Origin of the sequence: Pseudomonas sp. Irchel s3f10, from assembly GCF_900187515.1 — a bacterium.
Taxonomy (GTDB): Bacteria; Pseudomonadota; Gammaproteobacteria; order Pseudomonadales; family Pseudomonadaceae; genus Aquipseudomonas; species Aquipseudomonas tensinigenes.
In genome coordinates, this window is the sequence record NZ_FYDZ01000007.1 from 242,598 (window position 1) to 254,949 (window position 12,352).

Below are 12,352 nucleotides of genomic sequence, written 5' to 3' on the forward strand. Positions count from 1 at the left end.
TTATAGATTCGGTACATCCCACCAAATCGATTGTGGATTCAGCAGAATTCTTGCAAGTCGGTGCATCTCATGAATATCCCCCATTCGGTCCCCTCTCCCTCAGGGAGAGGGCTAGGGTGAGGGGCTTTTGATCTTCAAGGCCCAATCTGCACATCCCCCAGACAAACAAAAACGCCCCCGGTCTCGCGACCGGGGGCGTTTTTTCAAGCTCGGGCTAAATTACGCCTTGGCTTTCTTGGCAGCGCGGGTACGCTCGCTTTCGTCCAGGATCTTCTTGCGAAGACGGATGGACTTAGGAGTAACTTCGCACAGCTCGTCTTCCTGGATGTATTCCAGAGCCTGTTCCAGAGTGAAGCGAACAGGTGGAACCAGAGCGATGGTTTCGTCTTTACCCGAAGCACGCATGTTGTCGAGCTTCTTGCCTTTGGTTGGGTTTACACCCAGGTCGTTGTCGCGGCTGTTCTGACCAACGATTTGACCGTTGTAGATCTCCTGGCCGTGTTCTACGAACAGCTTGCCACGAGCCTGCAGGGTTTCCAGCGAGTAGGTCAGTGCCTTGCCGGTTTCAACCGAAACCAGAACGCCGTTCTGACGGCCGGACATGTGGCCCGACTTGACGGTGTCGTAGCGATCGAAGATCGAGGTCAGGATGCCAGCACCGTTGGTCAGGGTCAGGAACTGGTTACGGAAACCGATCAGACCGCGAGCAGGGATGTTGTATTCCAGACGAACACGGCCTTTGCCATCCGGCACCATGTTGCTCAGGTCGCCCTTACGCAGACCCATCTCTTCCATGACCTTGCCCTGCGCTTCTTCAGGGATGTCGATGGTGACGTTTTCGAACGGTTCTTGTTTAACGCCGTTCACTTCACGAATGATCACTTCAGGACGGCCCAGGGCCAGCTCGAAGCCTTCGCGACGCATGGTTTCGATCAGTACCGAGAGGTGCAGCTCACCACGGCCGGAAACCTTGAACTTGTCAGCGGTGTCGCCTTCTTCAACGCGCAGTGCAACGTTGTACAGCAGCTCTTTGTCCAGACGGTCCTTGATGTTACGGGACGTCACGAACTTGCCTTCTTTACCGCAGAATGGCGAGTCGTTTACCTGGAAGGTCATCGAAACGGTTGGCTCGTCAACGGTCAGAGGCTTCATCGCCTCGACAGTGTCCGGGTGGCACAGAGTGTCGGAGATGAACAGCGAGTCCATACCGCTGATGCAAACGATATCGCCTGCTGCAGCTTCTTCAACGTCGATGCGGTGCAGACCGTGGTGACCCATCAGTTTCAGGATACGGCCGTTACGGCGCTTGCCGTCGGCACCGATCGCCACAACCGGGGTGTTCGGCTTGACGCGGCCACGAGCGATACGGCCAACGCCGATAACACCCAGGAAGCTGTTGTAGTCCAGAGCGGAGATCTGCATCTGGAACGCGCCATCACGGTCAACAGCCGGAGGCGGAACGTGGTCGACTACCGCTTGGTACAGCGGAGTCATGTCTTCCGCCATGGCGGTGTGGTCCAGACCGGCAATGCCGTTCAGGGCCGAAGCGTAAACAACCTGGAAGTCCAGTTGTTCTTCGGTAGCACCGAGGTTGTCGAACAGGTCGAAGATCTGGTCCAGAACCCAGTCCGGACGCGCGCCTGGACGGTCAACCTTGTTGATTACCACGATCGGACGCAGGCCGGCTTCGAAAGCCTTCTTGGTCACGAAACGGGTTTGCGGCATAGGGCCGTCTTGAGCGTCAACCAGCAGCAGAACGGAGTCAACCATCGACATTACGCGTTCAACTTCGCCGCCGAAGTCGGCGTGGCCCGGGGTGTCCACGATGTTGATGTGGTAGCCGTTCCAGTTGATGGCGGTGTTTTTCGCCAGAATGGTAATACCGCGCTCTTTTTCCTGGTCGTTGGAGTCCATCACGCGCTCGTCGTTGAGCTCGTTGCGCTCCAGAGTGCCGGATTGACGCAGGAGTTTGTCTACCAGGGTGGTTTTACCATGGTCAACGTGGGCAATGATGGCGATGTTGCGTAGATTTTCGATCACTTGTGTATCTCGATCAGAGGATTCGGTTTGCTGACAAGTCTTGGCAGCGATTAGCAGTAGTGTCCGGCATGGCCGTTACAGCTTGACGGCGGTGTCGGGGGGCCGGTGACGCAGGCCACAGGCAAACAGCCCCGGGCACTTAGCTCGGTCGATAAACGCGCACATTGGCATGCCCCTCACTGAGCAAATGGTGAGCATGCAGGCGACTCATCACGCCTTTGTCGCAATACAGCAGGTACTGGCGAGTCGGATCCAGCTCCTTGAAACGAGCGTTCACTGCGTAGAACGGCATCGTCTGTACTTCTACGCCAGCGAGTTCCAGCGGCTCATCCTCGGCGGCATCCGGGTGACGGATGTCGATCACGATCTGGCCGGCCAGTGCTTCGCTGACTTCTTCAATCTGTACGTCCTGGCCCAATTCGTCGATCACCCGATCGATCGGCACCAGTTTGGCGTTTTCGAGCGCACGCTCGAGCACCGCCATGTCGAATTCTTTCTCTTCGTGCTCAACGCGACCGCGTTTGGCGGCAGTCTTCGGATTGACCGAAATGACCCCACAGTACTCCGGCATGTGCCGGGCGAAATCGGCGGTGCCAATCTCGTTGGCCGTGTCGATGATGTCCTGCTTGTGCGCCACGATCAGCGGACGCAGGACCAGTTTGTCGGTCACGCAGTCGATCACCGACAGGTTCGGCAGCGTCTGGCTCGACACCTGGGAGATCGCCTCGCCGGTGACCAGCGCTTCGATGTGCAGACGGTCGGCGATGTTGGAAGCCGCGCGCAACATCATACGCTTCAATACGACGCCCATATGACTGTTATCGACTTTGCCGAGAATTTCGCCCAACACTTCTTCGAACGGAACACTGACAAATAGCACGCGTTGCGAGCTGCCGTACTTCTTCCAGATGAAATGCGCGACTTCCATCACGCCCAATTCGTGGGCACGACCGCCCAGATTGAAGAAGCAGAAGTGCGTCATCAGGCCGCGACGAATGATCTGGTAGGCCGCAACGGTCGAGTCAAAGCCGCCGGACATCAATACCAGCGTCTGCTCCAACGCACCCAGCGGGTAACCGCCGATGCCGTTGTGCTGGCTGTGGATCACAAACAACCGTTTGTCGCGAACTTCGATCCGGACTTCGATTTCCGGCGCTTTCAGATCGATACCGGCGGCACCGCACTCACGACGCAGCTTGCTGCCGACGTATTTTTCGACGTCCATCGAGCTGAAGGTGTGCTTGCCGGCACGCTTGCAGCGCACCGAGAAAATCTTCCCGGCCAGCGCAGCGCCGTAGTGCTGTTTGCACTTCTCGGTGATGTCGTCGAAGTCGCCCAGCGGGTACTCGTCGATCTGCAGAAAGTGCGCGATGCCCGGCATGCAGGTCAGGCGCTCACCCATCTCTTTCAAGGCTTTGGCGTCGGTAATGCGGGTTTCCAGTTCGAGATTGTCCCACACACCGTTCACCACCACGGCCGGGTCCAGGTCACGGAGCACGGTGCGGATGTTCTTGGCCAACTGGCGGATGAACTTCGTCCGGACAGGTCGGCTTTTGATGGTGATCTCGGGGAAGACTTTTACGATTAGTTTCATGAAAACAGCGCGCGAACGGCCAGCCGAAAAAGGGGGGCGCGGATTATAGCGGAAATTGCTCAAGGTTTAACCAGTTAATGTGCAGAAGGTTTTGCATGCACCAAAACAGGTCATTTGCAGATTGTGACGCTACATTAAAGGGCGATATTTTCTGCTTTAAGAAGCTCCGCACCTTAATAAGCGTGAATTTGGGGCAAAAAACCCATGCTGGGGCACTGGCATGCAATTTGCTCCCTTGTGAGGCAGGTTGCCTTGGCAGAGTATTCGCGCCGGCATCACCACTATTAAGGGCATCCACTACCAGCCCTAATTCACCCGGAGGACACTATGTCGAAGTCGGTTCAACTCATCAAAGATCATGACGTCAAGTGGATTGATCTGCGCTTCACGGACACCAAAGGCACTCAGCACCACGTGACCATGCCGGCTCGCGATGCGCTGGAAGACGACTTCTTCGAAGTCGGCAAGATGTTCGACGGTTCCTCCATCGCTGGCTGGAAAGGCATCGAAGCCTCCGACATGATCCTGCTGCCGGACGACGAAACTGCCGTGCTCGACCCGTTCACCGAAGACGCCACCCTGATCCTGGTGTGCGACATCATCGAACCGTCGACCATGCAAGGTTACGATCGCGACCCGCGCGCCATCGCTCACCGTGCCGAGGAATACCTGAAGACCACCGGTATCGGTGACACCGTATTCGCCGGTCCAGAGCCTGAGTTCTTCATCTTCGACGAAGTGAAGTTCAAGTCCGACATCTCTGGTTCGATGTTCAAGATCTACTCCGAACAAGGTTCGTGGATGTCCGACCAGGACATCGAAGGCGGCAACAAAGGCCACCGCCCTGGTATCAAAGGTGGTTACTTCCCGGTTCCGCCGTTCGACCACGATCACGAAATCCGCACTGCCATGTGCAACGCACTGGAAGAAATGGGCCAGACCGTTGAAGTTCACCACCACGAAGTGGCAACTGCCGGTCAGAACGAAATCGGTGTCAAGTTCAACACCCTGGTGAAAAAAGCTGACGAAGTTCAGACGCTGAAATACGTTGTCCACAACGTGGCTGACGCCTACGGCCGCACCGCTACCTTCATGCCGAAGCCACTGTACGGTGACAACGGTTCGGGTATGCACGTGCACATGTCCATCGCCAAAGATGGCAAGAACACCTTCGCTGGCGAAGGCTATGCCGGCCTGTCCGAAACCGCTCTGTACTTCATCGGCGGTATCATCAAGCACGGTAAGGCACTGAACGGCTTCACCAACCCGGCCACCAACTCCTACAAGCGTCTGGTGCCAGGTTTCGAAGCGCCGGTGATGCTGGCCTACTCGGCTCGCAACCGTTCCGCGTCGATCCGTATTCCTTACGTCAACAGCCCACGTGGCCGTCGTATCGAAGCGCGTTTCCCGGATCCGGCTGCCAACCCGTACCTGGCTTTCGCAGCACTGCTGATGGCTGGCCTGGACGGTATCCAGAACAAGATCCACCCAGGCGACGCTGCCGACAAAAACCTGTACGACCTGCCGCCTGAAGAGGCGAAAGAGATCCCGCAAGTTTGCGGCAGCCTGAAAGAAGCTCTGGAAGAGCTGGATAAAGGCCGTGCGTTCCTGACCAAGGGCGGCGTGTTTTCCGACGACTTCATCGACGCTTACATCGCGCTGAAATCCGAAGAAGAAATCAAGGTCCGTACCTTCGTACACCCACTGGAATATGAGCTGTACTACAGCTGCTGATCCGGTAGCGCTGCGCTACGCGGCGTGAGTGAAAGAGGCCTCCTTCGGGAGGCCTTTTTTATTGCGATTTATGGCTCGACGCAAATCCCTGTAGGAGTGAGCCTGCTCGCGATAGCGGTGGATCATTGAAGGTGATGCTGACTGACACTACGCCATCGCGAGCAGGCTCACTCCTACAGGGGATTTGTGGTGTCTGAATGATCTCTGAATGTTTACCGAGTTGGGCCAACCGCCGCGTCTGTCCTATGCTGCACCCCATCGCTTTCAATCCCGGTCGATTTCATGGGTCGCACCTTTCTCTACATTCTGCTGCTGATCGCCCTGCCCGCCGCCGCGCAGATCTACAAGTACACCGATGCCAATGGCAACACGGTGTACAGCGATCACTCGCCCGATGGCGTGCAGGCGCAGCCGGTGGAGTTGCCGCCGCTCAATCGTGTCGAGCCTCAGGCGCCCAGCGCACCGGCCCCCTTTGGCACGGACAATCGCCAGCCGGCACGCAGCGATGCCTATGAGATTCTGGAAATCGCCGGCCTGCCCACCGAAGAAGCCCTGCGCGCCAACAACGGCACCTTCACCGTCAACGTGCTGATCAAACCGCGCCTGCGGCCACCGCATCAATTAAGACTGGTATTGGACGATGAACCCTACGGTCAGCCGAGCAACGTGCCGATCCTGCAACTGGTGAACGTGGATCGGGGCGAACATCGTCTCGCCGTGCAAGTGATCGACGGGCAGACGATCATTCAGCAGAGCCCGCCAGCGGCCCTTAGCGTACAGCGAGTACACAAGCCATGACTCGCGCGTGGCTTATCACCGTGTTGGCACTGCTGACGCTGCAAGCATCGGCTGAGGTCTTCACCTATACCGATGCGCAGGGCAATCGCGTCTACACCGACCAACCACGCGGCAACGCCAAGCGAGTGCCCATCGCAACCAGCAATCGCATGTCGGCCAACCCAACGGCCGCCGCGCCGGTCACCACCGCGAAAAAATCCGTCGAACAGCCTCTATTCCATTACGACATGCTGCGCATTCTGATACCTGAACCCGATGCCACGATTCGCAGCAGCGCAGGTGAAATCATTGTCAGCGTCACCAGCGAGCCCGGACTACAGCGAGGTCACCGTTATCGCCTGCTACTGGACGGACAGGCCACGGGCGAGCCAGGCCTCAGTCCAGTGTTCCCGCTGAACAACATTGATCGTGGCAGCCACAACCTTTCCGTGGAAATCCTTGACACCGAAGGCCGTACCGTCGAACGCACCGCCAACCAGCCCTTCCATATGCTGCGCATCTCGCTTGCGCAGAAGCGTCAGGTCAAACCCTGCACCAAGGACGACTACGGCATCCGTCCGGAATGCCCACTGAAAGACAAACCGCCCGAGCCGAAAAACCCCTTCCTGCGTTTCTTCTAACGCCGTTCAGCTTTGCGCACTATATTGGTGCAATAGGCTGCACCGTACCCACAATCCAACCCATTTTGGTTCGAAACTACCCGTGAGAGCTGGCCCTGTGCCACGCAAACGAGCGTCAAACGCCTGTTTCACAGGTTAAACGCTTCTTTTCAGAGCCTTGGTTTGGTTTTTGCATTTTCCCGATACCGACGCTTGCTTGTTGCGCACGCTCCGCCCCTAAAAGAGGCTCCGATGACCATTAGCGACGCAATTCACCGTTTGCTGCTCGACAACCTGACCACCGCCACCATCCTGCTCGACGCCGAATTGCGCCTTGAGTACATGAACCCGGCGGCGGAGATGCTGCTCGCCATCAGCGGGCAGCGCAGCCATGGCCAGTTCATCAGCGAGCTGTTCACCGAATCCACCGAGGCGCTGAATTCCCTGCGCCAGGCGGTGGAGCAGGCGCACCCGTTCACCAAACGCGAAGCCATGCTCACCGCGCTCACCGGCCAAACCCTTACTGTGGATTACGCGGTGACGCCGATCCTCAGCAACGGCGCCACGATGTTGCTGCTGGAAGTCCACCCGCGTGACCGCTTGCTGCGAATCACCAAGGAAGAGGCGCAGCTGTCCAAACAGGAAACCAGCAAGATGCTGGTGCGCGGCCTCGCCCACGAGATCAAGAACCCGCTGGGTGGCATCCGTGGCGCCGCGCAACTTTTGGCCCGCGAACTGCCGGAAGACAGCCTGCGCGATTACACCAACGTGATCATTGAAGAGGCCGACCGCCTGCGCAATCTGGTCGACCGCATGCTCGGCTCGAACAAACTGCCATCGCTGGCCATGTGCAACGTCCACGAAGTGCTGGAGCGCGTCTGCCAACTGGTCGAAGCCGAAAGCCAGGGCTGCATCACCTTGGTGCGCGATTACGATCCAAGCATTCCCGACGTCTTGATCGACCGCGAGCAAATGATTCAGGCCGTATTGAACATCGTGCGCAACGCGATGCAGGCGATCAGCAGCCAGAACGAACTGCGCCTGGGCCGCATCAGCCTGCGCACCCGGACCATGCGCCAGTTCACCATCGGCCACGTCCGCCATCGTCTGGTGACCAAGATCGAGATCATCGACAACGGCCCCGGGATCCCGGCGGAACTTCAGGAAACCATTTTCTTTCCCATGGTCAGCGGACGCCCGGACGGTACCGGACTCGGCCTGGCCATAACCCAGAACATCATCAGCCAGCACCAGGGCCTGATCGAGTGTGACAGCCATCCAGGCCACACCACTTTCTCGATCTTTCTGCCACTGGAACAAGGAGCCACATCGACATGAGCCGTAGTGAAACCGTGTGGATCGTCGATGACGACCGTTCTATCCGTTGGGTTCTGGAAAAAGCCTTGCAGCAGGAAGGCATGACCACCCAGAGCTTCGACAGCGCCGATGGCGTGATGAGTCGTCTGGCCCGTCAGCAGCCTGACGTGATCATTTCCGATATCCGCATGCCGGGTGCCAGTGGTCTGGACCTTCTGGCGCGGATCCGCGAGCAGCATCCACGGTTGCCGGTCATCATCATGACCGCTCACTCCGATCTGGACAGCGCTGTCGCCTCCTATCAGGGCGGTGCATTTGAGTATTTGCCGAAGCCGTTCGACGTTGATGAAGCGGTGTCGCTGGTCAAGCGCGCCAATCAGCACGCACAAGAACAGCAAGGCCTGGAAGTCGTGCCGGCGCTGACCCGCACCCCGGAAATCATCGGCGAAGCGCCGGCGATGCAGGAAGTGTTTCGCGCCATCGGCCGCTTGAGCCACTCCAACATCACCGTGCTGATCAACGGCGAATCCGGCACCGGTAAAGAACTGGTCGCGCACGCCCTGCACCGCCACAGCCCGCGCGCGGCCTCGCCGTTCATCGCGCTTAACATGGCGGCGATCCCCAAGGATCTGATGGAATCCGAACTGTTCGGCCATGAGAAAGGCGCGTTCACCGGCGCGGCGAACCTGCGTCGCGGGCGTTTTGAACAGGCTGACGGCGGCACGCTATTCCTTGATGAAATCGGCGACATGCCGGCGGATACGCAAACCCGTTTGCTGCGAGTTCTGGCCGATGGCGAGTTCTACCGCGTAGGCGGGCATGTGCCGGTGAAAGTCGATGTACGCATCATCGCCGCGACGCACCAGAATCTGGAAACCCTGGTACACGCCGGCAAATTCCGTGAGGACTTGTTCCATCGCCTCAACGTCATCCGCATCCACATCCCGCGCCTGTCGGATCGTCGCGAAGACATTCCGACCCTGGCCAAGCACTTCCTCAGCCGCGCCGCGCAAGAACTGGCCGTGGAGCCGAAGCTGCTGAAAAGCGAGACCGAGGAGTACCTGAAGAACCTGCCGTGGGGCGGTAACGTGCGGCAGTTGGAGAACACCTGCCGCTGGATCACCGTGATGGCGTCCGGGCGCGAGGTGCACATCAGCGACCTGCCGCCAGAACTCCTGAACCTGCCGCAGGACTCGGCACCGGTGACCAACTGGGAGCAGGCGCTGCGTCAGTGGGCCGATCAGGCCTTGGCGCGTGGCCAGTCGAGTTTGCTCGACAGTGCGGTGCCGGCGTTTGAGCGGATCATGATCGAGACGGCGCTGAAGCACACGGCGGGGCGGCGGCGTGATGCGGCGGTGTTGTTGGGTTGGGGGCGTAATACCCTGACGCGCAAGATCAAGGAATTGGGGATGAAGGTTGATGGCGGCGATGATGATGAGGGGGATGAGGGTTAAAACCTTGTTCGCTTGAGGATGGTTGTGTACTCAGGATCGATCCCCCTCACCCCAGCCCTCTCCCCAAGGGGGAGAGGGCAAAGGGAGCCGATTTCAGGTGGCTTCGAGGCCTGAGTTCGGCTCGGTATCTCAGGTCGGCGTAATTTGACCGGGCAACTCGGTCAGTCCCCTCTCCCTCTGGGAGAGGGTTAGGGTGAGGGGCCCCCGTGCACCGCATCAATGCACAATGACCCGCGATCGCGCACAGCTGCATCGCCACACTCCTTCCTGAAAAAACCAAAAACCCCACTGTCCAAAAACATGAAAGCCCCGAATTACGGGCCTTTCGTATTTCTCATACACTTTTTTGTTTCAGCAAATGAAAACCTGGCACGCCCCCTGCACTACCTCTTACAGGTGATTCGTTTCACCACCCGTTTCGGGGACCTTGGTACAGGCAGGCCGGGGATTCCCCTCTTTATACCGGGCGCACACCGCAACGCGATGCGCCCACCGTTTTGGGATCCTTGGTACAGGCAGGCCGGGGGTTCCCTCTTTACACCGGACCGACGCTGCTAGCGAAGTCCACCCCGTTTTGGGAACCCTGATACAGGCAGGTCAGGGATTCCCGCTTTTACGCCGCAGCCCCGAGGTCAGTCGAGCCTCGGACGCTTGGGTAGATGATGCAAGGGCTGATTCTGTCGCCCGGGATCAAGTGCCTTTATTTCCTCCTCCAGCCTTTCCAGCATCTTTCCTGGACTCGTTTCCTTCCTGGCTACGTCCCTGAGGCGAGACCGTTCAACAGCGCCTGCCTTTTCGAAACTTTCGAGAAACGCCCAGACCCGGCGCTCTAATAGCTGACGTTCTACGAAGAATTCAGGCGTACGGCTCAGATTTCGAATCCGCGAGAACAAACTGCTTTCAGAAAAGCTGTTCAACCTGTCCCACAGCGCCAGTTTCTCTGGAGCTTGCGCGTGTGGCACATGTCGTAGCCAGAGATCCGCCGACGTATCAACGCTCTCTACTCCCAACCAGATATCGGTGCCCGTTTGTCGACGCGCAAATATCAATCGCCGCAGGGACGCGGGGTCTGTAATAGGATTTCCGGTCAAGTTGAAGCCTGCTCTAAGCTCCACTGATTCGGGAATCGATCTGATTCGATTGTTCGCGAGATTCAATACTGTCGCGGGAATTTCAGAAGTGATGCCGGCGGGAAACTTGTCGATATCCGTGCTGGAAAGATCAAGTTCCCGCAAATTGCTCATTCCTTCGAGCGAAGGCGCATCAAACAGCGAATTTTCGCCGAGTTTCAATATTTCCAAGCCTTTGGGGCCATTCCCGCTGCCCAGCCCGCCAGGGATCTGGCTGATACCGGTCTGCGTCAGATTCAATACCCGCAGCTCGGACATCCCGGTAACGTCAGGCGCACGCCCTATAAAAGGATTTCGTTGAAGATCCAATACCTGTAACCGCGACCATCCGGCCAACTCGTTCAGTCCCCCAGGCAAACCGACAAGACTGGTATTATCCAGTTTCAACACCCGCAGCTCAGTCATATCGCGTATCGAAAAACCATACCCGAGGGGATGGCCTTCCAGGTTCAGCTCGCGCAAACGTGGCAGCTGTTTCAATTGTTCAATATCGGCTAGCGAAAGGTGGAGCAGAGGATTACTCAAGTCCGCCACGCGCAACTCCGTGAGCCGTCCGACTCCGTCAGGCAGTCCATACACCTGGCCTGACGTCCTCAATGTTCCAAGGCTGGGAAACCCGGCGAAGAAATCCTTCGGTGTTTGTGACGAAGAACCTCTCAGGGTAAGAGAAACAACGGAATTGATGGGTGTAGAAAAAAGTGGAGCCCTTTGCATGGGCCATTCGCTCAGATTGATATCCAGCCTGAAACCTGCCATTCGCCCGCCGCGATAGACTCGCCCCCAAGGGTCGAGATCGTCGCCTTGCCACTTGTACAGTTGAATCAGCTTGGCACTCAGTGACAGTCGACTCGCGTACTCGGCGCCGGGAGAGTCCTTGAGGGCATTCGTCCAGGTGCTGAGCTCACGCTCCAACTGCGGCAAACCCAGTTGAATGCGTTTGAGTTCAGTCTCTAACGTCTCCTTGTCACCAAACCGGGATACAAAGTCATCCGCTTGTCGATCGGACAGTTCCGGAAGGCTTTTTTTCACTTGTGCTCGAAGGGTCAGGTCAACGCCTTCGCGTGGATGCCAAAGACCGCTGTCAATGTCGCGCACCAACTCGGGGCCGGAAGGATGCCGCTCATTGGGTAACCGTGCGCGATACGTTGCATTGACCGGATCCATTGCAACCAGAACAGTGCCGCCCTCTGACAGATCGACGTAAGTACGCTTGTTAAACACCCTGAGGCCACGGCTGTCGGCATCTGGAAGCGTTATCCTGGCGCCGATCAAGTAATTCTCCAGTAGCGGCACGGCTGCCGGATGCGGGATGTCAACGGCAGTCATTTGAACCAGCACGGCCGGCTCCGGGCGGACGACATCAGCGTGTGTATCGCGCGATGGCCCGGCTCGCAGCTGCAGGTCATCGAGCGCAAGACCTGAGTCGACGCCTCTGCGGATCGATGGATCGGGGAGCGAAGTATCCACATCACCCGGGCGGCTCGGGCCACCGGGGACATCCACGTGGGTATTGCCACCGCGAGGTGGTTTTACTGGCATGTTTTTCATCCTTGAAGAACTCGCCCCTGGCTTCACGCAAGGAACGACGGTTTCGGCATCCTGCCGGTTTAAAGAAGAACCGCACGATAGCGTGCGCACGCCAAGAGGGAGAGCGGAAAAACAGATTTTTGTAGTGGGAAACGGCGT

Annotated in this window: 8 protein-coding genes; 5 read left to right on the top strand and 3 right to left on the bottom strand. The window is 57.9% G+C overall.

The window, feature by feature from the left end; genetic code table 11:
* Window positions 1–219 precede the first annotated feature (219 nt).
* Together typA and thiI are read right to left on the bottom strand one after the other, a co-directional pair.
* Window positions 220–2,040, bottom strand: coding sequence for a translational GTPase TypA (gene typA / locus CKW17_RS17330; protein ID WP_034153003.1), 1,821 nt, complete (start codon window positions 2,038–2,040; stop codon window positions 220–222).
* Between the two features lie 139 nt (window positions 2,041–2,179).
* Window positions 2,180–3,634, bottom strand: a complete 1,455-nt coding sequence (gene thiI, locus CKW17_RS17335) for a tRNA uracil 4-sulfurtransferase ThiI (RefSeq protein ID WP_095120757.1) — start codon at window positions 3,632–3,634, stop codon at window positions 2,180–2,182.
* A gap of 327 nt (window positions 3,635–3,961) precedes the next feature.
* On the opposite strand from thiI, the gene glnA reads away from it, so the two are divergent.
* The 5 genes from glnA (at window position 3,962) to ntrC (ending at window position 9,536) form a co-directional block, all read left to right on the top strand.
* A complete protein-coding gene (glnA, locus tag CKW17_RS17345) occupies window positions 3,962–5,368 on the top strand; it encodes a glutamate--ammonia ligase (protein WP_016985745.1) in 1,407 nt (468 codons plus the stop codon).
* A gap of 282 nt (window positions 5,369–5,650) precedes the next feature.
* On the top strand, window positions 5,651–6,166 hold the full coding sequence (locus tag CKW17_RS17350) for a DUF4124 domain-containing protein (protein ID WP_095120759.1): 516 nt from the start codon (window positions 5,651–5,653) through the stop codon (window positions 6,164–6,166).
* Complete coding sequence (locus tag CKW17_RS17355) at window positions 6,163–6,786, top strand: DUF4124 domain-containing protein (protein WP_095120760.1); 624 nt, start codon at window positions 6,163–6,165, stop codon at window positions 6,784–6,786. The genes CKW17_RS17350 and CKW17_RS17355 overlap by 4 nt, the downstream gene beginning before the upstream one ends.
* A 231-nt stretch (window positions 6,787–7,017) precedes the next feature.
* Window positions 7,018–8,103, top strand: coding sequence for a nitrogen regulation protein NR(II) (gene glnL, locus CKW17_RS17360; RefSeq protein WP_007909240.1), 1,086 nt, complete (start codon window positions 7,018–7,020; stop codon window positions 8,101–8,103).
* Window positions 8,100–9,536, top strand: coding sequence for a nitrogen regulation protein NR(I) (ntrC, locus tag CKW17_RS17365; protein ID WP_007909238.1), 1,437 nt, complete (start codon window positions 8,100–8,102; stop codon window positions 9,534–9,536). Before glnL ends, ntrC begins: the two co-directional genes overlap by 4 nt.
* A 632-nt stretch (window positions 9,537–10,168) precedes the next feature.
* On the opposite strand, the gene CKW17_RS17370 is transcribed toward ntrC, so the two are convergent.
* The gene (locus CKW17_RS17370) at window positions 10,169–12,205 is read right to left on the bottom strand and encodes a leucine-rich repeat domain-containing protein (protein ID WP_256586247.1); all 2,037 of its coding nucleotides are present in this window, start codon (window positions 12,203–12,205) and stop codon (window positions 10,169–10,171) included.
* Window positions 12,206–12,352: the final 147 nt, after the last annotated feature.